This is a genomic window from Halomonas sp. C22 (genome assembly GCF_007655045.1).
Classification (GTDB): Bacteria; Pseudomonadota; Gammaproteobacteria; order Pseudomonadales; family Halomonadaceae; genus Vreelandella; species Vreelandella hamiltonii.
This window is the reverse complement of sequence record NZ_VBVC01000004.1, coordinates 127127-152011: the sequence shown is the minus strand read 5'-3', so window position 1 is coordinate 152011 and position 24885 is coordinate 127127. Positions and strand designations below refer to the sequence as shown.

Here is a 24885-nt window from a genome sequence, read left to right as displayed (position 1 = left end):
GACCCCGTGGAGACTTCTCATGCCCTGGCTGCAATTAAAAGCGCACGTTGCTCCTGAGCAGGCCGAGCTTCTTGAAGAGCTGCTGCTGGACGAGGGTGCTACGGCCATCGGCCTCCAGGATGCCCACGACGACCCTGTCTTCGAACCGGAACGAGGCACCACGCCACTCTGGCAAGATACCGTATTGACGGGACTGTATGATGACCTCGATGGCATCAGCGAGATGCTGGAGCGTATCGAGGCCGCCTGGGCAGAACACATGCCCGGCGAACCCTGCCCCACCATCGAGTACGAGCTGCTGGCCGACCGGGACTGGGAGCGGGAATGGATGGATGACTTCACTCCCCTGCGCATGGGCCAGCGGCTGTGGATCGTGCCCAGCTGGCTGGAGCCCCCCGAAGCAGAGGCGGTCAACCTGATCCTGGACCCTGGCCTGGCCTTTGGTACCGGCACGCACCCCACCACCGCACTCTGTCTGGAATGGCTCGACCACCTGGCCGTGCAAGGCGTTCTGACCAACCAGCGCGTGCTGGACGTGGGCTGCGGCTCAGGCATTCTGGCCATTGCTGCCCTGAAACTGGGGGCGTCCAGCGCCGACGGAACCGACATCGATCCGCAGGCGCTGCAAGCCAGTCGCGACAATGCGGAGCGCAACGGTATTGCCGAACAGGCCTTGTCACTTTACTACCCTGAGCAACTGGCCGATGACCAGACCTACCCTATCGTGACGGCCAACATTCTGGCCGGCCCGCTGGTCGAACTATCGGGCATGATTGCCAGCCACGTGGCACCCGGAGGCCACATTGCGCTCTCGGGCATTCTTGCCAAACAGGCCAACGACGTACTGGAAGCATATGAAGCCCAAGGACTTATCATGGAAGAGCCAACCCTGCGTGAAGGCTGGGTACGCTTGACCGGCTGGAGACCCGCATAATTTGCTGCGCTTTCCTTCATTACTGCGGCGAGTAGGCGTATCATACGCTCCCTTGAAACGCGCTATTCGTCGTTTTCATGCCTATCAAAGTGCACCGCCATGACCATGATGACTATCCAGCCCCCTGCGATTGGGCCTTATCAACTGCCCAACCCCGTGATACTTGCGCCCATGGCAGGTGTCACCGATCGCCCTTTCCGGCAGCTGTGCCGGCGCCTGGGGGCGGGCTGGGTGGTGGGTGAAATGGTCACGTCTGATCCTTCGCTCTGGCACACGCGCAAATCGCAGCTGCGTATGGATCATCAAGGCGAACCGGCGCCCCGGGTAGTACAAATTGCCGGTGGCGATGCGCAGATGCTGGCCGAAGCAGCTCGCCTGAATGCCGAACTGGGCGCGCAGATCATCGACATCAACATGGGCTGCCCCGCCAAGAAAGTGTGCAACAAGGCCGCTGGCTCAGCGCTGCTGCGCGATGAAGCCCTAGTGGCCGAGATTCTCGATGCGGTGGTCAGTGCCGTCGATATTCCCGTGACGCTCAAGATCCGCACGGGCTGGTGCGCCGACTCCAACAATGGCCTGCGGATTGCCCAACTGGCCGAGTCGGCAGGCATACAGGCACTGGCCGTCCATGGACGCCACCGCCAGCAGCGCTACACGGGCGAAGCCGAATACGACACCATCGCCGAGATCAAGTCACGACTCACCATTCCCGTCATTGCCAATGGCGACATCACTTCGCCAGAGAAGGCGGCCCGCGTGCTGCGCCATACCGGTGCCGATGCGGTCATGATTGGTCGTGGTGCCCAGGGCAACCCGTGGATCTTCCAGCAGATCACTCACTACCTGACCCATGGCGAGCACTTGCCCGCCCCTGAGCTGGCAGAGCGCCGCCAAGTGTTGACCGAGCACCTGCACGCCCTGCACGCGTTCTACGGCGACACCATGGGCGTGCGCATTGCACGCAAACATGTGGGCTGGTACCTCGATGAAGACACACGCTTCACCCATACCGAGCAGCGCAGCTTGAAGCAGCAGTTCAATGCGCTCGCATCACCCGATGCGCAGTTTCAATGGATTGATGACGCCATGACCCATAGCGCCTCCCAGCATTTGCTAGCCAAAGGAACCCATGCCGCATGACTGAACGCGACCTGCTCTCAAGCGAAAGTTCATCACCATTGGCGGGCACCCTGGCGGACCCGGCGACCACGGCCCAGCCTCAACCGCTGCGGGAAGCTGTCGAAACGGCCATGCGTCGCTACTTCGAGCACCTTGATGGAGGCCAGGCATCGGACCTGTATGCCATGGTGATGGCCGAAGTGGAGGCACCGCTACTGGCCTGCGTACTGGAGCACACCGACGGCAACCAGACCCGTGCCGCCGACGTGCTGGGCCTGAACCGCGGCACGCTGCGCAAAAAGCTCAAGCTGTATGGACTGATCGATCGTGACGCCCCTTAAGGGGCGTTGCCGTTTTTAAACCTGGCTGTTCCAACCCTAGACCTGATACATGAGCACTCCCATGGCTGATAGCACCGCTACCCCCGTCCGCCGCGCCCTGCTGAGCGTCTCCGATAAAACCGGTATTGTCGAGTTCGCACAGGGCCTCGTGAAACATGGCGTCGAACTGCTCTCGACCGGCGGCACCTACCGACTGTTGCAAGAGAACGACGTCCCCGTGATCGAAGTCTCCGAACATACCGGTTTTCCAGAAATCATGGACGGCCGGGTCAAGACCCTGCACCCCAAAATCCATGGTGGCATTCTGGCCCGTCGCGGTCAGGACGACGCCGTGATGGCCGATAACGATATCAGCCCCATCGACATGGTCGTGGTGAACCTCTACCCGTTCGCGGCCACCATCGCCAAACCGGATTGCACGCTGGAAGACGCCATCGAGAACATCGATATTGGTGGCCCTACCATGGTGCGCGCCTGCGCCAAGAACCATGCCTACACCACTATCGTCGTCAACGCGGACGACTACTCCCGCGTGTTGAACGAGCTGGCCGAGCATGGCGGCCAGGTGACTCAGCCGACGCGTTTCGACCTGGCCGTCAAGGCATTCGAACACACGGCGGGTTATGACGGCGCCATTGCCGACTACCTGGGCCGCAAAGTGGCCAGCGAAGAAACCACCTTCTCGCGCACGTTCAACCTGCAACTGCACAAGAAGCAGGACATGCGCTACGGTGAAAACCCGCACCAGCAGGCAGCTTTCTACGTCGACCCCGAGGCCAGCGAGCCCAGCGTGTCTACCGCTCGCATGCTTCAAGGCAAGCCGCTCTCTTTCAACAACGTGGCCGATACCGATGCTGCCTTCGAGTGCGTCAAGGCTTTCGATGACACCGCCTGCGTCATCGTCAAGCACGCCAACCCCTGCGGAGTAGCGGTGGGCGCCAACGCTCTGGAAGCGTACGACAAAGCGTTTGCCACCGATCCTACCAGCGCCTTTGGCGGTATTATCGCCTTCAACGTCGCCCTGGATGCCGCCACCGCCCGCGCCATCGTTGATCGTCAGTTCGTGGAAGTCATCATTGCCCCCGGGGTAAGCGATGAAGCGGCCGCTATCGTGGCTGAAAAACAGAACGTGCGCCTGCTGGATGTCAGCGCACATTGGCCAGGCCAACCGCAGGCTGCCTACGACTTCAAGCGCGTCAATGGCGGGCTGTTGGTCCAGGAGCGCGACGAGGGTATGGTCACTGAAGCGGAGCTGACGGTGGTCAGCGAGCGTGCGCCCACCGAGCAAGAGTTGCGTGATCTGGCGTTTGCCTGGCGCGTGGCCAAGTTCGTCAAGTCCAACGCGATCGTGTATGCCAAGGCTGGTCAGACGATTGGCGTGGGGGCGGGTCAGATGAGCCGCGTCTACTCCGCAAAAATTGCGGGTATCAAGGCTGCCGATGAAGGGCTCACGGTTCCTGGCTCCGTCATGGCGTCGGATGCCTTTTTCCCGTTCCGCGATGGCATCGATGCCGCCGCTGCGGCTGGCATCACTGCGGTGATTCAGCCTGGTGGGTCAATGCGTGACCAGGAAGTCATCGATGCGGCCAACGAAGCGGGCATTGCCATGGTCTTCACCGGCATGCGCCACTTCCGCCACTAAGCCTTTAAAAACCCCCTGCGAAGCACTTCGCAGGGGGTTTTTTGAGGGTCACCCCAGATCGATGCACAGGTACTTGGTTTCCAGGTACTCCTCCAGCCCCTGCTGCCCCCCTTCACGCCCCAGGCCGGATGCCTTGACGCCACCAAAGGGCGCTGCAGCGTTTGAAATCAGCCCAGTATTGATCCCCACCATGCCATACTCGAGCGCTTCGGCCACGCGCCACACCCTGGCCAGATCACGCGAATAAAAATACGCGGCCAGACCATACTGCGTATCGTTGGCCATTTCGACCGCCGTCTCCTCTTCATCGAAGGGGAACACCGCTGCCAAGGGGCCGAACGTCTCTTCCTGGGCCACTTTCATGCTGTCGTTGGCAAAGCTGACCAACGTGGGCGTGAAGAAATTCCCCCCCAATGGATGTGGATGGCCCCCCAACAACAGCTCGGCGCCCTTGTCGATGGCGTCCTGAACGTGTTCGCTGACTTTTTTGACGCCATTTTCATCGATCAGCGGGCCAATATTGACCCCTTCTCGCGTCCCGTCACCGACTTTCAGCTCGCTGTTCATGGCCACGGCCAGCTTCTCGCAAAACGCATTGATGACGCTGGACTGCACCAGAAAGCGGTTGGTACAGACACACGTCTGCCCCGCATTACGGAACTTGGCGGCCATGGCGCCTTCGACGGCAGCGTCCAGGTCGGCGTCTTCAAACACGATAAAGGGCGCGTTGCCACCTAATTCCAGGGAAATCTTCTGAACGTGCTCAGCGGCTTGAGCCATCAACTGGCTGCCCACCTCGGTCGAGCCTGTAAAGGTGATCTTGCGCACCTTGGAAGAGTGAGTGAGCGCCTCGGCAATATCCGCCGCACGCCCAGGCACGACGTTGAACACACCGCGCGGCACGCCCGCCCGTTCTGCCAACAGCGCCAAGGCGGTCGCCGAGAACGGCGTCTGGCTGGCAGGCTTCACGACGATGGTACAGCCCGCCGCCAAGGCGGCGCCTGCTTTACGGGTGATCATGGCCGCCGGAAAATTCCACGGCGTAATGGCACCGACAACGCCCACGGGCTGCTTGGTCACCACGATACGCTGATTGGCTTTGGCTGCAGGAATGGTTTCGCCGTAGACTCGACGTGCCTCTTCGGCAAACCAGCGTAGAAAACTGGCCGCATAGGCAATCTCGCCGGCGGCTTCCTTGATCGGCTTGCCCTGCTCATAGGTCATCAGCATGGCGAGATCCTGCTGATGCTCCATCATCAGATCGTGCCACTTCATCAACACGTCGGCACGCTCTTGCGCCGTCATGCCGCGCCAGGCAGGCAGTGCAGCGTACGCAGCATCGATGGCACGCTCGGTTTCTGCCTTGCCCAGCTTGGGCATATCCCCTACGAGCTCACCCGTGGCGGGGTTCACCACCTTGATTTGCTCGCCACTGTCGGCGGCTACCCAACTGCCGTCGATATAGGCAAATGGGCAGTAAAGCTGTGTTTCTCTCAGCGCTTCCATGACAAACTCCTGACCAGAGGATGGCCTTTCAGGCTCATTGACCTCTTCATGCTAAGACGAAATGGCAGTCTTGACCAAGTTCTCGTCAGGAATCCTTGTACGTATCGCACCTTAACTGAGTGCGTGTCGGCCTTAACTGATCAGCGTCAGAAACTCTTGGCGCGTTGCCTGGTTGGTACGGAAGCCTCCCAGCATGACCGACGACGTCATGCTGGAGTTCTGCTTCTCCACGCCGCGCATCATCATGCACAGATGGCGCGCCTCGATCACGACGGCCACCCCTTTGGCTTGCGTGACCTGCTGCACTGCCTCGGCAATTTCACGGGTCAGATTCTCCTGAATCTGCATGCGACGTGCATACATGTCGACGATACGCGCAAATTTGGACAAGCCCAGAACCTTGCCGCTGGGCAGGTAGGCAATATGACACTTGCCAATGAAGGGCAGCAGATGGTGCTCACACATGGAGTAGAGCTCGATATTCTTGACCAGCACCATTTCGTCGGTTTGCGATTCGAAGACGGCCCCATTGACAAGCTCTTCCAGCGACTGTTTGTAACCTGCGGTCAAGAACTGCATGGCCTTTGCGGCGCGCTTGGGTGTATCGCGGAGCCCCTCGCGATCAGGGTTCTCTCCCAGGGCGGTGATAATCTGACGGTAATGTTGGGCGATATCGTCGGTCATGGTAGGCCTCATATTCGGTACGTGTTCGCTTTTACTGGATCGCCTTGTGCAACCTGCCATGCAAGAAACTGGCATGACATGAACACTGATGTGTCTTGTGCGGCATGGTGACGTCAATCTCGGCCATACCACTTCATTGTTGGCTCACCCTGTGCTGGGCGGCGCTTTATCGTCTTGCAAGCCGAAAGCCCTAACTTATACAAGAAATATACTCTAAAATAATTTATGTACAACAAGAGCGATACAGTTACGTATTCTAACGCACATGAAGTGGCTGTGGCAGAGTGACACGCTCCCCCCTTCGTGCCTATCGGTGCTGTGCTATGATGAAGGCACAATTTCCTGCCAGGCAGGCGGGTGCACTATATCGAGATCTCATTATGTCATTTAAATCATCAGCCTACTGGCTAACGGCCTTGCTTGGCACAGCATTCATCAGCCCTTTGCAAGCGGCAGAACCCAAACTGACGCTGCCCAGTGGTGCCAACCTGGGTGTAGAAGTGATCGAGACTCTGCGTTTTGACAGCCAGCATGCTCGTCACAATGATATTCTGCTACACCCTGCCCAAGTCGACGGTAGCTCCCACGAGCTGCCAGAGTATTGCCTGATGGTGGCTACTGCCCAACTGAGCGGCGAGCGGATACGTATCACCACGCAAGATGCTACTTGCATCGAGACCGAAGGCAGTGAAAGCGCCATCTATTCGGGAACGTTTGCCGCCAGCGCCTACGCGATGGATGGGCAATACGGGATAGAGTGCCCGTCGGGTAACTGTGAACTCTCCCCAGGCGAGGCCTTTCTACTGACCCTGGATGAAAACGTCAGTATCGATGCACAGGACAACCCCTCCGCCGAAATCAATGCAACGCGCAGGCAGGCCAACGGGGATGGCGTCGCCAACCCTATCCCCAGCGAGCGCCCCGACCCTGACCAGGCGCCCACAGGCAATCAATAAGCTGACACCAGCAACGGCGTGAGCAGGCTGGCCTGGCGGTGCCAGGCCAGCTTAACGATTGCCTCCAGCAAGCCATACAGGCGATTCCAGCTGCAGGCTCTGCTGTTCGAGCAGACGAATGTGCTGATCCCAGTACCCCCGTTCTGCCACCCAGGGAAAAGCAGCAGGAAAAGCCGGATCATCCCAGCGAGATACCAGCCAGGCCGCGTGACGAATCAAGCGATAGGCGCGCAATGGTTCGATCAACACCAACTCATGCTCGGGGAATGCCCTCACCTCTTCATACCCTTCGATCAACTCATCCAACTGCCCACGCCAAAGCTCAGGGTCGTCTACAGGCAGCAGCATCCAGACATCCTGGATGGCGGGCGCCATCAGGCAATCATCGAAATCCACCAGCGTAAAGTCATCATCCCGCCCCAAAATATTACCCAGATGGCAGTCACCATGAGCCCGCAGATAGGCGTCGGGGCTTAGCGACACGCGCGCCAACTGCCCCATCAACTTTTCCACCACGGTCTGGTATGCCCGGGACTGGTACTTATCCAAATGCGGGCTTGCCAGGACTCGCTGCGCGGCATCGGTAACGCCATCCGTGAGCGACAAACTCTTCCGATGCTGAAACCGCTGGCGAGCGGCAACGTCATGCAAGCGCCCCAAGACATTTCCCAGGGCAAACAGGTGTGCGGGGTTATCGAGCTCTGGCGCCTGGCCTGCACATTGGGGGAAAAGCGAAAAGCGGAAAGTTTGGTAGTGATGCAATGAAACGCCATCAGCTGAGCACCATGGCGCGATCACCGGGACACCGGCCAGCGCCAGCTCCCTCAGGAAGTCATGCTCTTCCTGAATCGCGGCATCCACCCAACGTTCGGGGCGATAAAACTTGACCACCCAGCGCTCGCCCTCTTCATCGCGAAACATCAGCACGCGATTTTCATAACTGTTCAAGGCAAAGGGCTCGCCTGCGGGCCAGATACCCACCGACTCGATGGCCGACATCACCAGGTCGGGCGACAGGCTGCTAAACGGGTGCGCCATGGATCACTCCTTTCATTGGGCCAGCCAGTATATCAACTCTTCTCCAGCGGCGTGCGAGACGCCGCCCACACGTCCACACGCGTGGCACCCGCCGCCAGAGACGCCAACGCCAGCGCATGCCCCGTGGCACCCGTCGTGACCACGTCATCGATGATGATGACCCATTCTGGCAGTGGCCCCGCCACGCGGTAGGCTCCTGCGAGGTTACGCTGACGCTCGGCTCGATTCAGTGACCGTTGCGAGGGCAGCCGCTTGTGACACTCAGCCCCCAGCACCGGAAGGTGTAGCCGCTTGCCCAATTGCCTGGCCAGCCACTGAGCCTGGTTGAAGCCTCGCTCGCGCGCCTTGGAAGGATGCATGGGCACCGGCAGCAACGCGCCCCCCAGTTGCACCGGAGGCGTCGAGAGCATCAGCTCGACCAGCAGCGTTCCCGCTCGCGCGGAACCATGAAATTTGAAGTCATGCACCAGTTCCGCCACACCCTCCTGGTAGCGTAGTGCCGCCGTTGTATGCGTAAAGGCAGGGGCCGCTACCAGGCAGTGGCCACAGCGTCCACCCCCACCAGCGAGCAAGGGTTCGGCACATTGCGGGCATGCCGACGTGTTCCAAGGCAGCTCCCGAAAGCACTGCGCACACCACCCCTGCTCACCGCAATCCGCCGATAGGCAAAACGCACAGTAGCCCGGCAATTGGCGCGACAACCACTGGTTCACGTACTGAACCATTCGCATAGCCACCTCCTCTGCCAACTTGTTTAAAACAGGATGATTGCATTGACATTCATACGTTTATTGGTAGTATACGCAGCGTCTTCTGCGGATGTGGTGGAATTGGTAGACACGCTAGATTTAGGTTCTAGTGCCGTAAGGTGTGGGAGTTCGAGTCTCCCCATCCGCACCAATCACAACTTGTCGTGTGGTACTCTTTGCCACTAGCGCAAGATCAAAAATTCGGTAGCATTATGCTAACCGAATTTTTTTGTTTTTAGCCTCTATGCTGGTGAATGGAACACAGCACGTCTCAGGCTATCTTTTCCGTTGTCCCATAATTGCACTTGAGAAGGATCTCGCCCCATGCAATGGCTCAATGATCACGCCCAGGCCATCTCTGCCGTGGCCAGCGTGTGCACTCTGTTCGTCTGGCTTTTCTACGCGCAGCTGCTCTACAACGGCTATGTTCGCCAACGCCGACCCCGCATCATCGTCAATCGTGGCAAGGGAGTAGGCACCGACGCGCTTTGCCTGATCAGCAACATGAGCAGCGAAGCAATTTATATCCAGCACCTCGTGGCAGTGCTTCATACCCCTGAAGGCGCCTACCCTTTGGATATCGTCGAGTATCAGCAGCAAAGTGGCGAGGAAAACGAAGCTTGCTACCGCACCCATCAAGGCCCCTTGCCCTCTGGCGACTACCTGCATATTCAAACGTTTGGTTCGATCGTCCAGCAACTGGCGCGCTACTGGAAATTGGATGACGCATTACTGCGTGAGCAGACGCTGACGCTGGAGATACGCGTCATCGCCATTTATGGCTCGGAGGACATGCCGGTAGGGGCTGCCCGACGCTTCCACCTCTCGCTCCAGGCAGAGCCAACACGCCAACTGGTGCCGGTTCATCTGGATACGCAGCGCATGAACAGTCGCCGTGACCGTCAACGCGTTGTAGAGTGGGCAAAAGAGATTGAGCTGCACAAAGCGCAATGAGGCACTCGATCAATAATGAACAGGGAAGCCAATGATGAGATTCACCGTTGCCACCATGTGCTTGAGCGTCATGCTTACGCCCTATTGTCTGCTTGCTGATGAAACGGACAGCGATTTGCCCGAGTGGGCCGAAGAGCGGGTCGAACCCTTTCGTGCCCGCGTTGGAGACTGGGTAGATAACACCTCTCGCAACATCGATGCCTTTTTTGGTGGCGACGACTCGGCTACGGCGCACAACGACTCTTACTTACGACTGGGGCAAGAGCTGGACTGGATGGAGGGTGACGGCACCAGTGGCGACATCAGCCTGCGCTACCGGATTGACCTGCCGACCACGGAAGATCGCTTGCGACTGATCATCGAGAGTGATCCTGAAGAGTCTCAAGGCACTCTGGCAGACCAGGGATCAGGCCGTCTGTATAACGACCAGCGTGATCGCAGCACCTCCACCTTTGGGTTTGATTGGCTGGAACGGCGTGACAAACGCGAAAACTGGAGCAACCGGGTGGGTGCAGGTATAAGGCTGCGCATGCCACTGGATCCCTACGTCCGATTCACCAGTGAACGGCTGTGGGATATAGGCGACGGGCCTTGGCAGCTTGAGTCCTACAACCGCGTTTCCTGGTTCAATAATGAAGGCTACTCAGCACGTACCTCCTGGGACATTGGCCGCCCCTTGGCAGACGATCTCCACCTGCGTTTCATCAGCACGCTGCAGTGGCGGGAAGAGGAAGATACGCTGGAATTCAGCGAAGTTGCTGAACTGAATCAGCGTCTCAACCGACGCAGCGCACTTCGCTACTCGGCCCTGGCGATAGGCGAAAGCGCCTCCAATCCGCGCATGACCAACTACTATCTGCAGACGCGTTACCGCAGAGACATTCACAAGGGCATCCTGTTTGGCGATGTCATACCGGAACTGCATTTCCAGCGAGAAGACAGTTACGACCCTCGCTGGGCCATGACGCTGCGCCTCGAGATGTATTTTCAGCGTGAAATACATCGCAACTATTTTCACTTCTAGATGTTCCTGGAGCCCTTGGGGCGCTGACCACGCCAGTCAAAGCCCCAAAGTCGCGATTTTTACAGCCTCAACCCCCCATCGCACTCGATGATCCGGGCCGTGAAGTAGTCATTTTCGAAAATGAACGCGACGCTGCGTGCAATATGTTCGGGCTGGCCCAGCTGCTTCAACGGCACGCTGTTGGCAATACGTTCCAGCATGTCGGGTCGCATGGAGGCCGTCATGTCGGTTTCGATAAACCCCGGCGCCACGGTACCGGTGCGAATACCATAGCGGGCCAGCTCCTTGCCCCAGGTCACCGTCAGCGCGTGTACGCCCGCCTTGGCAGCCGCATAGTTGCTCTGCCCCATGTTGCCCGCACGTGAAATACTCGAAATATTGACGATAACACCCGGCTGACCGGCCTCGATCATCTGGGTGACCGCTTCTCGGCCACACAAGAAAACGCCTGTCAGATTGACATCCAGCACTCGCTGCCAGGAAGACAGCGACATGCGCTTTTCCACCACCCCCTCTTTGGCTTTCACCAGCAGGCTGTCATCGGTAATACCGGCGTTGTTGACACAGCCACTCACCGCGCCCATGCGCTTGGCAATGTCGGCAAAAGACTGCTGCACCGAGGCTTCATCTGCCACATTGGTCACGAACGCCTGCGCTTCGATACCGGCCGCCGCCAAGTTCGAGACGGCCTCGTCCAACGCTTCACCGCTCATGTCGAGAAGGGCAAGACGCGCCCCTTGTGCGCCCAGATGTTTTGCCATGGCAAACCCCAACCCGCGGGCGCCTCCGGTAATCGCCACCACTTGCTCATTCAACTGCATGCGTCTCTCCTTTTCGAAACCAGGGGTTGTGCATTGCAGCATAGATAGCCGTCAGCAAAAAATCGACTCGGCCAACGCTTGCGCTCACTGCAGACAATGCAGATTGTTTTTTATAATTCTGACACCATATTGACTCATTACGTCTGTTCTGGAGTCGGTCATGCCCATTCTTCTCTTTATTTCCCTGTTCACGCTACTGGACTTTGTGCTTCTTTTTACCGTGGGAAGCCGGATCGGGCTTCTGGCGACGCTGGCACTGGTGCTAGGCACGGGGTTTATCGGGCTGCACTTGATTCGCAAGGAAGGAGTCTCCACCCTGGCGCGTGCTCGCCAGCGTATGCAGATGGGAGAAATCCCCTCCCAGGAAGTGCTCACAGGTGCAGCCCTGATTTTCGGTGGCGCCCTGCTGTTGGCGCCCGGCTTTCTCTCGGATGCACTGGGCATTGCGTGCCTGCTTCCCAGCGCGCGGCAGCTATTGTTGAAGCTGATGGCCTGGCTAGGCGTCAAGGCCTCGCTGGTCACCCGTCAAGGCCCAACCCCAGAGCGTGAGCCACCCCATCAGCACGAGCCTGGCTCGACCTCCTCAGAGGGGCCGCTGGAAGGAGACTTCATCAGCAAGGATGAGTCTTCTCACAGGCAGTGAACAGAAGCAGGCCAGGCGCACTGATAATCCGCAATTTTTTTATGGCGCCCCCCTTGAAAGGCAGTGACCAGCCCCCACTTTTGAGTCAGCACACAACTTCGGTAATGCCTGATGGCGTTACCATTGACATGAAGGCAACAGGCCTTCGCTTTCCGCGGGTGCTGCCCACGGAAATTCCTTCAAGCTAATGGCCCCAAGGGGCTTTGACACTACTCAGGAGAACGTGAGCATGAATATCCGTCCTTTGCACGATCGCGTTGTGATCCGTCGCGTGGAAGAAGAGCAGAAAACCGCTGGCGGCATCGTGCTTCCGGGCAATGCACAGGAAAAGCCCACGCGTGGCGAAATCCTGGCAGTTGGTAATGGTCGCATTCTTGAAAGCGGCGACGTTCGCCCGCTGGATGTCAAAGTGGGTGACACGGTGATTTTCAAGGACGGCTACGGCGTCGAGAAGCAGAAGATCGACGGCGAAGAAGTTCTGATCATGAGTGAAGCCGATATCCTGGCGGTCGTTGAAGGCTAAAACGCCTCGGCTACCCATTTACGTTCATCGTTCAATTTCAATTTAGGAAGTAACGAACATGGCTGCTAAGCAAGTTAAGTTCTCTGATGACGCTCGTAAACGCATGGCGCGTGGTGTAGATATCCTGGCAAACGCCGTCAAGGTCACGCTGGGCCCGAAAGGCCGCAACGTGGTGCTGGACAAGTCCTTCGGCGCCCCGACCGTCACCAAAGACGGTGTTTCCGTCGCCAAAGAGATCGAACTGAAAGACAAGTTCGAGAACATGGGCGCTCAGATGGTCAAGGAAGTCGCTTCCAAGACGTCTGATGCCGCAGGTGACGGTACCACTACCGCTACCGTGCTGGCCCAAGCCATCGTTGCAGAAGGCCTGAAAGGCGTGACGGCTGGCATGAACCCGATGGACCTGAAGCGCGGCATCGACCAGGCGGTCACCGCTGCCGTCAAGGAAATTCAGGCCATGTCCGTGCCCTGCACCGACACCAAATCCATCGCTCAGGTAGGCACCATCTCTGCCAACGGCGACAAGCGCATTGGCGAGATCATTGCCGAAGCGATGGAGAAAGTAGGTAAAGAAGGCGTCATCACCGTTGACGAAGGTCGCGGTTTCGAAGACGAGCTGGAAGTCGTCGAAGGCATGCAGTTCGACCGTGGCTACCTCTCTCCCTACTTCGTCACCAATCAGGACACCATGGCGGTCGAGCTGGAAGACCCCTACATCCTGCTGGTCGACAAGAAAATCTCCAACATCCGCGAGCTGCTGCCGGTGCTGGAAGGTGTCGCCAAGCAAGGCAAGCCGCTGGCCATCATCGCCGAAGACATCGAAGGCGAAGCGCTTGCCACGCTGGTAGTCAACAACATGCGCGGCATCGTCAAGGTAGCGGCTGCCAAGGCACCCGGCTTTGGTGATCGTCGCAAGGCCATGCTGCAGGATATCGCCATCCTGACCAACGGCACGGTCATCTCCGAGGAAGTCGGTCTGACCCTCGAGCAGGCAAACCTGGATCACCTGGGTACTGCCAAGCGCATCACCATGACCAAAGAGAACACCACCATCATCGATGGTGCTGGTGCAGAAGGTGACATCGAAGCACGCGTCAATCAGATCCGCGCGCAAATCGAAGACACCTCCTCCGACTACGACAAAGAGAAGCTGCAAGAGCGCGTTGCCAAGCTGGCAGGCGGCGTTGCCGTTATCCGCGTAGGCGCAGCTACCGAAGTCGAAATGAAAGAGAAGAAAGCACGTGTCGAAGACGCGCTGCACTCTACTCGCGCTGCCGTCGAAGAAGGCGTGGTACCTGGTGGCGGCACGGCGCTGGTACGCGTCATGGCCAAGGTACAAGGCCTGACGGGTGACAACGAAGACCAGAACCACGGCATCAACATGGCCCTGCGTGCCATGCAGGCGCCGCTGCGTCAGATCGTCACCAACGCCGGTGAAGAGTCTGCGGTGGTCATCAACCGTGTGAAAGATGGCGAAGGCAACTTCGGCTACAACGCACAGACCGGCGAATACGGCGACCTGTTCGAAATGGGTGTACTCGACCCTGCGAAAGTGACCCGTACTGCGCTGCAGTCTGCCGGTTCCGTTGCGGGCCTCATGATCACCACCGAGTGCATGATCGCCGACGATCCGGAAGAGAAAGAAGCTGCCCCGGACATGGGTGGCATGGGCGGAATGGGTGGCATGGGCGGCATGATGTAAGCCCCACCTCGCTCTGACGTAATACGTCCTTCAGAACCCCGCTTCGGCGGGGTTCTTTGCGTGTTACCATCCCCTTTCTTCTTGGCAGCTTTCAGGTTCGACGTCCCGTGCTTTCCAATATTCGTATCGTGCTGGTACACACCTTTCATCCCGGCAATATTGGCGCCACCGCCCGCGCCATGAAAACCATGGGCCTGACCCAGCTGGTGCTGGTCAACCCACGCGCCTTTCCTGACGAAGAGGCCACTCGACTGGCGGCGGGCGCTACCGATGTGCTGGACAACGCGCGCTGCGTCAGCACCCTGGAAGACGCCCTGCAGGACTGCGTTCAGGTGGTCGGGGCCAGTGCCCGATTACGCAGCATGCCGCTCCCCCACTTCGACGAACCGGACGACATGGCACACCAGGTCATCGTCAATGCCCATCAAGCACCCGTGGCGCTGGTGTTTGGCCGCGAGCGTTCCGGCTTGACCAATGACGAGATCCGCTGCTGCACCCACCAGGTCAGCATACCGGCCAATCCGGATTACGGCATTTTGAATCTCTCGCAAGCCGTGCAGATTCTTGCCTATGAAGTGCATCGCGCCTGGCGACGGCGCGACGACAGTGATTTCGTCTATCAACGGCCCCTGGAAGCGGCGCCGCCCAGTCGCGAACAGTTTGGCTACTTCCAGGAACACCTGGGTCGGCTCATGCACGAGAGCGGTTTTTTGACCCAGCCTCACGCACGCACCGAAGAGCAGTTGCAGGCACTGTTCTCACGTGCCCAGCCAAGCCGCAAGGAATTATCGCTACTCCGCGGGCTACTGAGCGCCTTCGAGGCACACATGCCCAAACAGTAAGCAGCGCACGCCAACCGCCAGACAAAAAAAGGCCGCCATTTGGCGGCCTTTTTCGGATGATGCGCAGATCAAAGCGACATGGCCGCCAGCCAACCAAACGCAATCAGCGGAAGGTTATAGTGAAGGAAGGTCGGCACGACGCTATCCCACATATGGTCATGCTGGCCGTCCACGTTCAGGCCGGCAGTGGGCCCCAAAGTGGAGTCCGATGCCGGTGAGCCCGCATCGCCCAATGCCGCCGCGGTGCCCACCAAGGCCACGGTGGCCATGGGCGAAAACCCGAACTGAATCGCCAATGGGACGAAAATGGCGGCAATGATCGGAATGGTAGAAAACGATGAACCGATGCCCAGCGTGATGAACAGCCCCACCAGCAGCATGACCAGCGCAGCCAGGCCGCGATTGTCACCAAACAGCTCGAAGGCGCCCGCCACCAGGGCCTCGATATCCCCCGTGGCTTTCATCACTTCGGCAAATCCTGCCGCTGAAATCATGATGAAACCGATGAGGGCCATCATGCGCATGCCGCTGGTGAACAGATCATCGGCCTCACGCCATTTGAAAATCCCACCCAACGACAGCAGGCCAATGCCCACCAGGCCGCCCACGATCATGGAACCGGTATACAGCTGCAGGCCCAGCGCAGCCACGATGGCGACCCCCGACATGACCAACCCCAGCATATGAGGCTCGGCGGGCGTATGCGCCTGCTCACCCGCAGGTGCGGCCAGCGGCTTGGCGGCGTAGTGGCGCTGACCGCGATAGCTGAACAGCAGGGCGACGACCAGCCCGATGGCCATTCCGCCCACGGGGATGGCCATGGCCATGGGCACCATGCTCCGAGTGATGTCGAGTCCCGCCGCCGCGCCTGCGCTGTTCAGATTGGCCAACAATATGTCGTTCAGGAAGATGGCCCCGAAGCCCACTGGCAAAAGCATATAGGGTGCTGTCAGGCCAAAGGTCAGCGCACAGGCAACCGCGCGGCGGTCCAGCTGCAAGCGGTTCATGACCACCAGCAGCGGCGGAATCAGGACGGGAATGAACGCAATATGCACCGGGATGGCGTTTTGAGAAGAAATCGCCACCAGCAGCACGGCGCCCAGCAGCAGCATTTTCACCCGCGCCTGATGCGCTGCCGTTGCCTCTTTACCCAGCAGCTTGATCAATCGCGTGGCCAGCAAATCCGGCAGACCAGAGCGAGAAATAGCAACCGCAAAGGCCCCCAGCGTGGCGTAGGCCAACGCCACCTGGGCACCGCCGCCTACGCCATCATTGAAAGCGCTGAGCGTGTCATCCAGCGACAGTCCACCCGCCAGCCCCCCTACCAGGGCCCCCACCACCAGAGCAAACACGACCGATACACGAAGAAGTGACAGCGTCACCATCACGAGCACTGCAAGAATGACTGCATTCATGGAAATATCCAGAGCTAATGGAAGGTCTTTGATACGAAGTCTTCACCAGGTTCTTAAAACCAAGTTCTTGAAACCAGGCCCTTAAAACCAGGTTTTTAAACCATGCCTTTAAAACCAGGCGGCGGATTTTAGCAGATAGCGCGCCCTTCATCAGGCTTATCTGATCCCAGAGTACACTGGCGCAGAGGCTAAGACTTTAGTCACAGCACTCTTGTTGCTATGCAACAATCCTCCTAGTATCGCGACCTTCATCGATGACCGACACTGCTAATTTAACAATGTCTTAGGAGCCTGCATGGGCATTTTCGCCATTCTCATTTCCCTGATACTGCTGATGTTGCTGGCTTACAGAGGCATATCAGTGCTGCTGTTGGCACCGCTCATGGCGTCGCTGGCAGTCCTGCTTTCCGGTGATGGCGGCCTGCTGCTGCCCATTTACACCGACACTTTCATGCGGGCGCTGGGTAACTACGTCATTCAGTTCTTTCCGCTGTTCCTTCTAGGCGCCCTGTTTGGCCAACTGATGGCCGACTCCGGTGCCGCCCAGTCCATTTCCAACGGTATCGTCAAGCGGCTGGGCACGCATCATGTGGTGCTGACCGTGGTCATGGCCTGTGCCGTATTGACCTACGGTGGCGTGTCACTGTTCGTGGTGGCCTTTGCCATCTATCCCATCAGCCGTGAGCTCTTCCGTCAGGCCAATGTACCCAAGCGGCTCATACCTGCGTCCATCGCGCTGGGTTCCTTTACCTTTACCATGACGGCCCTGCCGGGCACCCCAGCCATTCAGAATGCCATTCCCATTCCTTACTTTGGCACCAACAGCTTTGCGGCTCCCGGATTGGGCATCATTGCCGGGCTTATCATGCTGGGCCTGGGCACCTACTATCTGCAGTCCAGGGTTCGCAAGGCAGCCGCCAACGGCGAAGGCTACGGCACGCACACCGAGCGTGAAGTCGACCCCCAGCAGGACGACACGCCCGCCCCCACGCTCCCCTTGGCAGTAGCCTTGATTCCCCTGCTCATGGTCATCGGCCTGAACGCGCTGTTTACCTATGGCGTTTTCCCCGCCATGGATCTGAGCTATATCAGCGACGCCTTCGAGAACATCACCCCCAGCCGCCAGACTGGCCTGTGGGCGATCCTGATCTCGCTGCTGAGCGCCTCGGCATGGCTGATCATTACCCGCTGGAACCATTGGAAAGATCTGAAAAACACCATCAACCAGGGCTGCTTTGGCTCGCTGCTGCCGATTTTCAATACCGCCTCCGAAGTGGGCTATGGGGCAGTGATTGCCAGCCTGGCAGGCTTCATGATCATCCGTGATGCCGTGCTCAACGTTTCCGGCAACCCGCTGATTTCCGAAGCGTTGGCCATGAGCGTGCTGGCGGGGATTACCGGCTCCTCATCGGGCGGCCTGTCGATTGCCTTGCAAACCCTGGGTGATGAATACCTGGCCATGGCACAGCAGGCAGGCATCAATCCCGAACTGATGCACCGTGTCGCGACCCTGGCCGCGGGTGGCATGGACACGCTTCCCCACTCGGGGGCAGTGATTACGCTGCTGGCCATTTGCGGGCTGACGCACCGCCAGTCCTATGCCAACGTGGCCATGGTCACTATCGTGCTGCCGATTTTTGCGTTGATCAGCGTGATTACGCTGGGCACGCTGTTTGGAAGCTTCTAAAGCCGCGTAAGCCATGCGATAGTTGATTAACGTGTTAACCAGCGAACAACAACGAGACCCGTCATGGCCCTTACACGACACTCCTCCCTGCTGCTGATTCTTCTGGCCAGCCTCATCATCTCTACGGCGATGGGGCTGCGCCACGGTTTCGGGTTGTTCCTCGAACCCATGAGCAGTGAGCTTGGCTGGGGGCGCGGGGTCTTTGCCCTGGCGCTGGCCATTCAGAATTTGATGTGGGGCCTGGCACAGCCTTTCACCGGCGCGCTGGCAGACCGCTTCGGCGCGGCCAGAATCATCGTGGCCGGGGGCGTGCTCTACGTACTGGGGCTGTGTTTCATGAGTCTTTCCACCAGCGCGTTAGGCATGACCCTGAGCGCTGGCCTGCTGATCGGGATCGGCCTCTCTGGCACGACCTTCTCGGTGATCCTGGGCGCTGTTGGCCGAGCGGTACCCGCCGAAAAGCGCAGCATGGCCATGGGGATCGTCAGTGCGGCGGGCTCGTTTGGCCAGTTCGCCATGCTGCCGGGCACGCTGGGGCTGATCGAGTGGCTGGGCTGGTCGGCGGCCCTGCTGGCCATGGGCATGATTGCCGCCGTGATGATTCCGCTGGGCGCCATGCTCAAGGATCGCCCACGCCCCCATGCGCTGGGCGAACTGAGCCTGCGCGACGCGCTCAACGAAGCCGCCGGGCAAAAAGGCTTCTGGCTGCTCTGCCTGGGCTTTTTCGTGTGCGGGTTTCAGGTGGTGTTCATTGCCGTGCACTTGCCGGGCTATCTGTTCGATAACGGGCTTGCCGTGCAAGTGGGTACCACCGTTCTGGCCCTGGTGGGGCTATTCAACATCGTGGGCACCTATACGGCAGGCTGGATGGGAGGAATCTGGTCCAAGCCGCGCTTGCTCAGCTGGCTATACCTGATTCGAGGCGTGGTCATCACCGCGTTTCTGGTCGCGCCACTGAGCGCTTATAGTGCTTACGCGTTTGGTGTCGCCATGGGCTTGCTGTGGCTCTCGACCGTGCCGCTGACCAACGGCATCGTGGCGTCGGTGTTTGGCGTCAAACACCTCTCCATGCTGGGCGGCATCGTGTTTCTGTTCCACCAGCTGGGGTCGTTCATGGGCGTCTGGCTTGGCGGCTACCTTTATGACATGACCGGTCACTACGATACCGTCTGGCAAATCGCCATCGTGCTCTCCGTAGTGGCCGCCGCCTTGCACTGGTTCATCAGCGAAAAACCGCTGGCACGCACCACTCCCACGCAGGTGACACCATGACACCACAGACTCTTTCGCTAGCGCTGCTGGGGGCGCTGGCCATCGCCGGGGGAACTGCCCTTGCCTGGTGGGGGTGGCAGTCGCTGGATGCGGGCCTGCTGTTGATGGGGAGTCGGCTATGCTGATCGAGGCCCCACGAAACCGAATCATCTCATGACCTTCGACATGGGCAAATTGGCCCATTAGTGGCATAAAGAGTGCATCGTTGGCCAAATGATGTTGATTATTCAAGGATGCACCTTGCATGGTAGAACAAGCGCTCGTCCAGACACTCTTGCTGTTGGGTGTCACGGTTTTCGTGGTACTGCTCTTTCAGCGCTTCAGAATCCCGCCCAGCCTGGCTTATCTGTTGGTGGGGGTCATTCTTGGCTCTCATACGGCAGGGCCTGCCATTGATACCACCTATATCCAGGCGATTGCCGAATTCGGGATCGTGTTTCTGCTGTTCACGATTGGCCTCAGCTTTCCGTTGCCCCAAATCTATGCCCTGCGGCACACCATTCTCGGCCTGGGCACGGCGCAAGTCGTCGTGACGACGGCAGCGTTCACGCTGCTGGGGTGGGCCATCGGCCTGCCCCCGGTGGCGGCCTTCATCGTTGGTGCCGTATTCACCCAGTCCTCGACCACCATCATCAGCAAACAGCTGATGGAGCAAGGGGAAAGCCAGACCCGACACGGTCGCCTGGGCACCACCATGTCGGTCTTTCAGGACATAACGGCGGTTCCCTTCGTGATCTTGATACCCGTGCTGGGCACCGCAGCGGCTTCGGAAATTGCCGGAGCACTGGGCATTGCCATGGCCAAGGCAGTGGCCGCGTTTGTCATCGTGCTGGTGTCTGGCCGCTATCTGCTGAAACCGCTGTTTCACCTGGTAGCCAGCCGCCGCTCGGCGGAACTGTTTACCCTGACCGTGCTGTTCGTGTCGCTGATTGCCGCCTGGACAACGGATTCACTGGGACTTTCCATGGCGTTTGGCGCCTTCCTGGCCGGTATGGTATTGGGCGAAACAGAGTTTCGCCATCAGGTGGAAACGACCATACGCCCATTTCGTGACGTTTTGCTTGGCTTGTTCTTCATCGGCATCGGCATGCTCGTGGAGCCTGCGCTGCTGCCCTCCATTTGGCATCAGGCCCTGCTGGGCGCCGTGGCCCTGCTCGCCATCAAGACGTTGATCGTGGCAGCGCTGGTGCGATACTCGGGTATCGATGCTCAAACGGCTCTGCGCACCGGCCTGACCCTCGCGGTGGGGGGTGAATTTGGCTTTGCGCTGCTGGCCATTGGCCTGGACCACAACACCATCGCGGCAGCGCCAGCACAAATCGCGCTGACATCAGTGCTGTTCTCGATGATCGCCGCGCCTTTTCTGATTCGCTACAACCAACCGCTGGCCGCCTGGCTATTTAGAAAGCGTCCTGGCTCTTCAGAGGAAACCGCCCAGGGCACCCCTCCGGCGGTTGACTATGCACAGCATGTGATCATCTGTGGTTATGGACGCACAGGCCAGGTGATCAGCCGGTTCCTGGAGAGCGAGTCGATCGATTTCGTGGCACTGGACATGGACCCGACCATCGTCAAAGAGGCTCGCTTGGCAGGACATCCGGTCTTCTACGGCGATGCATCGGACCCCACCGTGCTGGAGAGTATCGGCCTGAGCCGCTCGAACCTGTTGATCATCAGTCATGATGACCGCACTGCCACCTTGCAGACACTTCGCTACGTGCACGACACCGTCCCTACCTTGCCCATCGTGGTACGCACCCATGACGACAGTGGCACGGAGGAGTTACGCGCCGCTGGCGCTACCGAAGTCATCCCTGAAACATTGGAAAGCGGCATGATCATGTCGATGCATTCGCTGCTGACCCTGAATGTCCCCATGTGGCGTGTGACTCAGCGCCTTCAGGAGCAGCGCATCAATCGCTACCCCATGCTCAAGGAGCTGTTCAGAGGGAGCCTGGAGCGGTTGAACGAAGAGCATGACGACAGAATCGAGCGCTTGCACTCACTGGTGCTGGATGCCGATAGCCGTTATGTCGGCCAGCCGCTCGGCAATTGCCCACTGCAAGCGCCAAGGGTGGTGGTCACGGCCCTGGTGAGAGGTCAGGAGCGCATCCGTTATCCTGAACCAGCCACCACGCTACAGCCGGGCGATGTGCTGGTGTTGCTGGGCACTCCCGAAGCACTCGAACAAGCAGACGCCGAACTGAATCCGGCGTCCTACTGAGGCGCGCGTCACGCGATACGGCGATGCCGCCAGTGGCGCATCAATACCCCGTGCCGAGGAGAAAACAGCAGCGCCAGGAAGAAGCAGCTGGTGGCGACCAGGACGATGGTGCCTCCCGAAGCCACGTCGAAGGCATAAGAGAGCCATAGCCCCAGCACCGCCGACCCCACACCGACGCTGGTCGAAATCAACAGCATCGTTGTGAAGCGGTCGGTCAGCAGGTGGGCGGTTGCGCCGGGGGTGATCAGCATGGCAACGACCAGAATGATGCCTACGGTTTCCAGGCTTGCCACGATGGTCAGTGTCAGCAGCAGAATCAGGCCGTAATGAATGACGCTGGTATTGAACCCCAGCGCCTGGGCCTGCGTGGGGTCGAAGGCGTAGAGCATCAGCGGCCTGAAGGCGAGCCATATCACCAGCAGCGCCACGACGCTGGCGGCCAGCGTGAGCATCAGCGCCGACTGCTGTACGCCCAGCACGTTGCCGAACAGGATATGCATCAGGTGCGTGCTGGAGGCCATCTTGCTGATCAGCACGATGCCCAGCGCAAAAGCGCCGGTGAACATGATGCCCATGGCTGCATCCGACTTGATGCGGGTATGGCGCTCGATGGCACCGATACCCAACGACGTCAGCGCCCCCGTCACGAAAGCCCCGATGAAAAACGGCAGCCCCAGCAGGTAGGCAATCGCCACGCCAGGCAAGACCGCATGGGAAATCGCATCCCCAAGCAGTGACCAGCGCTTGAGCACCACATAGCAGGAGAGCAGACCACAGATGGCGCCCACCAGCATCGAGGTCAGCAGCGCACGCTGCATGAAGGCGTACTGAAACGCATCGGAAATGGCGTCGGGTAGCAGATTGATGGGCACCATCAGCGCCGCCAGCAGGCCAGCGATCAGCACGCTGGCCATGCTATCCAGTGTATCTAACATGTTGAAATTGACCGTTATTGAGGCATCAAAGCAGGAGCACTGGTCTGTTGCAAGGTAAAAGAATCTGGCGCTGGCTGGGCGCTCACCGCCAGTTCGGCCAGCCTGCGGTCGCTGAGCATTTCATCCGGGGACCCCGCCCCGCGGATGAAGCGGTTGATCAGCACCACGTGGTCCACATAGCGGCGCGCTCCCGGCATGTCATGGGTCACCATGACAATGGTCCTGCCCGCTTCTCGCTCCCGCTTGAGCACATCGAGAATCAGCTGCTCGCTGGGCGGGTCGACGCCCGCTAGCGGTTCGTCCAACAACAGGATACTGGCCTGCTGGGCCAGCGCCCTGGCCAACAGCACACGTTTTTTCTGGCCGCCCGACAGCGCCCCAATGGGACGCTCGGCCATGTCCAGCATATTCACGTCCTGCAGCGCCTTGCTCACGACGTCACGGTGGCTCGGAGCCTGCCAACGCCCAGGCAGCAGACGCCGCCATAGAGGGTCATGGCGCATGTGGCCGTAGCGCGCCGTCATTACGGTGTCCCACACCGATATGGGAAAGTCCCACTCGATCGCTTCACGTTGCGCCATATAGCCGATATCACCAGCTTTGCGGCGCCGCTGAATGGGCTCTCCGAACGCCATCACCTGACCACGCAGCGGCTTCATGCTACCGGTCAGCACATGAAACAGCGTCGACTTGCCAGCCCCGTTCGGCCCGACGATAGCCGTCCAACGCCCCGCCGGCAATCTCAGCTGAATGTTTTCGAGCACCGGCTGGCGTTGATAGGCGGCATAGACCCCCGACACCTCAATGGCAGCCGGAGGTAGTGACGAAGCACTGTTCATGTTGGCCTACTCGACGCCCAGATAACGGCGCAGCAGTTCGGCATTGTGTCGCTGCATGGCAAAGTAGTCACCCGCCACACCGTCCGGCTCGCTGAGCGAGTCCACGTAAAGTGGGCCTGCCACCGGCAGCCCCGTATCACGGGCGATGCTGGTCACATGACGGTCAGAAATGGTGCTTTCCCAGAACAGTGCGGCGGGCTGGCGCTCGTTGATCAAATCGATGATGCGCATCAGCTGGCGTGGAGAGCCTTCGGTTTCGGCATTGGTGCCCCAGATGCCATCGTGCTTGAAGTGAAAGGCATCGGCAAAGTAGAGAAACGCCGCCTCGCTGGACAGCAGCACACGCCGTTCCTCGGGAATTGCCTCAAGGGTCTCTTGCAGTTCGACATACAGTGCGTGCAGCTCGTCTTCCAGCGCGCTGGCACGCTGGTGAATCTCTTCGGCCTGCTGTGGCAAGCGCTCTTCCAGAGCGTTGGCAATGGCCTGCACGTAGGCGCTGGCGGCACGCGGGTCCATCCACAGATGCGGGTCGATATCGCCTTCCATGTCGCCTATCGCAATCGACTGCGTGGGATAGCCTGAGTCCTCGGCCACGGCCAGCACGGGCACGCCTTGCGATACCGTGGCTTCCACCTGGCGCATCCACTGCTCCAGCTGGTAACCGTTGTAGAAGACGATATCGGCCTTCTCGAGGGCCGCAAAATTATCCGGCGTCAGCTCCCACTCATGCACTTCAGCGTTGATGGGCGTCAGCACGGTCACTTCGGCATCGTCACCCGCTACCCGCTGCACCAGATCGCCCAGCACCGAAAAAGTGACGGCCACGTTGATGGGCGGATGCAACAGCTCATTGGCATACGCCGAGGACGTGCTCGCACCGAAGGCCAGGGAAGCCCCCATCAACATCCATCCGTAAGATTTCGCCATCGCCAACTGCTCCCGTGTAAACTCACATATGATATCACTGTAGCTCAAAGAAAAAGCCAAGTGCAAATAGTTTAGCCTTGGCTAACAATTATCCGTTCAAATGCGCTA

The 24885-nt window shown here is 59.2% G+C and carries 24 protein-coding genes and 1 tRNA gene; 16 read left to right on the top strand and 9 right to left on the bottom strand.

What is annotated here, in order from left to right:
* Positions 1-19 precede the first annotated feature (19 nt).
* The 4 genes from prmA to purH all read left to right on the top strand — a co-directional run bounded on the left by prmA (position 20) and on the right by purH (position 4036).
* Positions 20-934 carry a 50S ribosomal protein L11 methyltransferase gene (gene prmA / locus FEU76_RS10050; RefSeq protein ID WP_144982652.1) on the top strand — a complete coding sequence of 305 codons (915 nt, stop codon included), beginning with the start codon at positions 20-22 and terminating at the stop codon, positions 932-934.
* 99 nt (positions 935-1033) lie between these two features.
* Entirely contained in the window at positions 1034-2074 is a 1041-nt protein-coding gene (dusB, locus tag FEU76_RS10045; protein ID WP_144982649.1) for a tRNA dihydrouridine synthase DusB, read from the top strand.
* Entirely contained in the window at positions 2071-2394 is a 324-nt protein-coding gene (gene fis, locus FEU76_RS10040) for a DNA-binding transcriptional regulator Fis (protein WP_016913715.1), read from the top strand. The genes dusB and fis overlap by 4 nt, the downstream gene beginning before the upstream one ends.
* Positions 2395-2455: 61 nt before the next feature.
* Complete coding sequence (gene purH / locus FEU76_RS10035; RefSeq protein ID WP_144982646.1) at positions 2456-4036, top strand: bifunctional phosphoribosylaminoimidazolecarboxamide formyltransferase/IMP cyclohydrolase; 1581 nt, start codon at positions 2456-2458, stop codon at positions 4034-4036.
* Between the two features lie 48 nt (positions 4037-4084).
* On the opposite strand, the gene FEU76_RS10030 is transcribed toward purH, so the two are convergent.
* Both FEU76_RS10030 and folE read right to left on the bottom strand, forming a co-directional pair.
* Positions 4085-5542 (bottom strand): NAD-dependent succinate-semialdehyde dehydrogenase, encoded by a 1458-nt coding sequence (locus FEU76_RS10030; protein WP_144982643.1) that lies wholly within the window; start codon positions 5540-5542, stop codon positions 4085-4087.
* 132 nt (positions 5543-5674) lie between these two features.
* Positions 5675-6226, bottom strand: coding sequence for a GTP cyclohydrolase I FolE (folE, locus tag FEU76_RS10025; RefSeq protein ID WP_039178202.1), 552 nt, complete (start codon positions 6224-6226; stop codon positions 5675-5677).
* A 380-nt stretch (positions 6227-6606) separates the two neighbouring features.
* Here folE and FEU76_RS10020 point away from each other — a divergent pair, with 380 nt between their 5' ends.
* Complete coding sequence (locus FEU76_RS10020) at positions 6607-7182, top strand: hypothetical protein (RefSeq protein ID WP_039178205.1); 576 nt, start codon at positions 6607-6609, stop codon at positions 7180-7182.
* A 51-nt stretch (positions 7183-7233) separates the two neighbouring features.
* Here the strand turns inward: FEU76_RS10020 and FEU76_RS10015 are convergent, their stop codons facing one another.
* Together FEU76_RS10015 and FEU76_RS10010 are read right to left on the bottom strand one after the other, a co-directional pair.
* Positions 7234-8220, bottom strand: a complete 987-nt coding sequence (locus FEU76_RS10015; protein ID WP_144982639.1) for a serine/threonine protein kinase — start codon at positions 8218-8220, stop codon at positions 7234-7236.
* A 32-nt stretch (positions 8221-8252) separates the two neighbouring features.
* Positions 8253-8951: a ComF family protein gene (locus FEU76_RS10010; protein ID WP_222114798.1), complete on the bottom strand. Its 699-nt coding sequence runs from the start codon at positions 8949-8951 to the stop codon at positions 8253-8255.
* Between the two features lie 84 nt (positions 8952-9035).
* On the opposite strand from FEU76_RS10010, the gene FEU76_RS10005 reads away from it, so the two are divergent.
* The 3 genes from FEU76_RS10005 (at position 9036) to FEU76_RS09995 (ending at position 10947) form a co-directional block, all read left to right on the top strand.
* Positions 9036-9120: transfer RNA gene (locus FEU76_RS10005), tRNA-Leu, on the top strand.
* Positions 9121-9293: 173 nt separating this feature from the next.
* Complete coding sequence (locus FEU76_RS10000) at positions 9294-9923, top strand: hypothetical protein (protein WP_144982636.1); 630 nt, start codon at positions 9294-9296, stop codon at positions 9921-9923.
* 34 nt (positions 9924-9957) lie between these two features.
* A complete protein-coding gene (locus FEU76_RS09995; RefSeq protein WP_144982633.1) occupies positions 9958-10947 on the top strand; it encodes a hypothetical protein in 990 nt (329 codons plus the stop codon).
* A 59-nt stretch (positions 10948-11006) separates the two neighbouring features.
* Here the strand turns inward: FEU76_RS09995 and FEU76_RS09990 are convergent, their stop codons facing one another.
* Positions 11007-11768 (bottom strand): SDR family oxidoreductase, encoded by a 762-nt coding sequence (locus FEU76_RS09990; RefSeq protein WP_144982630.1) that lies wholly within the window; start codon positions 11766-11768, stop codon positions 11007-11009.
* A 160-nt stretch (positions 11769-11928) separates the two neighbouring features.
* Here FEU76_RS09990 and FEU76_RS09985 point away from each other — a divergent pair, with 160 nt between their 5' ends.
* The 4 genes from FEU76_RS09985 to FEU76_RS09970 all read left to right on the top strand — a co-directional run bounded on the left by FEU76_RS09985 (position 11929) and on the right by FEU76_RS09970 (position 15478).
* Positions 11929-12411, top strand: coding sequence for an FxsA family protein (locus tag FEU76_RS09985; RefSeq protein WP_144982627.1), 483 nt, complete (start codon positions 11929-11931; stop codon positions 12409-12411).
* Positions 12412-12640: 229 nt separating this feature from the next.
* Positions 12641-12934, top strand: coding sequence for a co-chaperone GroES (locus tag FEU76_RS09980; RefSeq protein ID WP_016913703.1), 294 nt, complete (start codon positions 12641-12643; stop codon positions 12932-12934).
* A 58-nt stretch (positions 12935-12992) separates the two neighbouring features.
* Positions 12993-14636: a chaperonin GroEL gene (groL, locus tag FEU76_RS09975; protein WP_016913702.1), complete on the top strand. Its 1644-nt coding sequence runs from the start codon at positions 12993-12995 to the stop codon at positions 14634-14636.
* A 107-nt stretch (positions 14637-14743) separates the two neighbouring features.
* Complete coding sequence (locus FEU76_RS09970) at positions 14744-15478, top strand: RNA methyltransferase (RefSeq protein WP_144982624.1); 735 nt, start codon at positions 14744-14746, stop codon at positions 15476-15478.
* 68 nt (positions 15479-15546) lie between these two features.
* Here FEU76_RS09970 and FEU76_RS09965 read toward each other — a convergent pair whose 3' ends face one another.
* Positions 15547-16893 carry a Na+/H+ antiporter family protein gene (locus FEU76_RS09965; RefSeq protein WP_039178232.1) on the bottom strand — a complete coding sequence of 449 codons (1347 nt, stop codon included), beginning with the start codon at positions 16891-16893 and terminating at the stop codon, positions 15547-15549.
* Between the two features lie 295 nt (positions 16894-17188).
* Here FEU76_RS09965 and FEU76_RS09960 point away from each other — a divergent pair, with 295 nt between their 5' ends.
* The 4 genes from FEU76_RS09960 to FEU76_RS09950 all read left to right on the top strand — a co-directional run bounded on the left by FEU76_RS09960 (position 17189) and on the right by FEU76_RS09950 (position 22076).
* Positions 17189-18580: a GntP family permease gene (locus tag FEU76_RS09960; protein WP_144982621.1), complete on the top strand. Its 1392-nt coding sequence runs from the start codon at positions 17189-17191 to the stop codon at positions 18578-18580.
* 63 nt (positions 18581-18643) lie between these two features.
* Positions 18644-19852 carry an MFS transporter gene (locus tag FEU76_RS09955; protein ID WP_144982619.1) on the top strand — a complete coding sequence of 403 codons (1209 nt, stop codon included), beginning with the start codon at positions 18644-18646 and terminating at the stop codon, positions 19850-19852.
* Positions 19849-19977: a hypothetical protein gene (locus FEU76_RS18745; protein WP_260851395.1), complete on the top strand. Its 129-nt coding sequence runs from the start codon at positions 19849-19851 to the stop codon at positions 19975-19977. The genes FEU76_RS09955 and FEU76_RS18745 overlap by 4 nt, the downstream gene beginning before the upstream one ends.
* A 119-nt stretch (positions 19978-20096) precedes the next feature.
* Positions 20097-22076 carry a monovalent cation:proton antiporter family protein gene (locus FEU76_RS09950; protein WP_144982616.1) on the top strand — a complete coding sequence of 660 codons (1980 nt, stop codon included), beginning with the start codon at positions 20097-20099 and terminating at the stop codon, positions 22074-22076.
* 8 nt (positions 22077-22084) lie between these two features.
* Here the strand turns inward: FEU76_RS09950 and FEU76_RS09945 are convergent, their stop codons facing one another.
* Genes FEU76_RS09945 through FEU76_RS09935 form a run of 3 tightly spaced genes read right to left on the bottom strand, consistent with a single transcriptional unit; the run spans position 22085 to position 24777 of the window.
* Positions 22085-23011 carry a metal ABC transporter permease gene (locus tag FEU76_RS09945; protein WP_186299127.1) on the bottom strand — a complete coding sequence of 309 codons (927 nt, stop codon included), beginning with the start codon at positions 23009-23011 and terminating at the stop codon, positions 22085-22087.
* A 14-nt stretch (positions 23012-23025) separates the two neighbouring features.
* Positions 23026-23850, bottom strand: coding sequence for a metal ABC transporter ATP-binding protein (locus FEU76_RS09940; RefSeq protein WP_144982614.1), 825 nt, complete (start codon positions 23848-23850; stop codon positions 23026-23028).
* A 6-nt stretch (positions 23851-23856) separates the two neighbouring features.
* Complete coding sequence (locus FEU76_RS09935; protein WP_039178249.1) at positions 23857-24777, bottom strand: metal ABC transporter substrate-binding protein; 921 nt, start codon at positions 24775-24777, stop codon at positions 23857-23859.
* Positions 24778-24885: the final 108 nt, after the last annotated feature.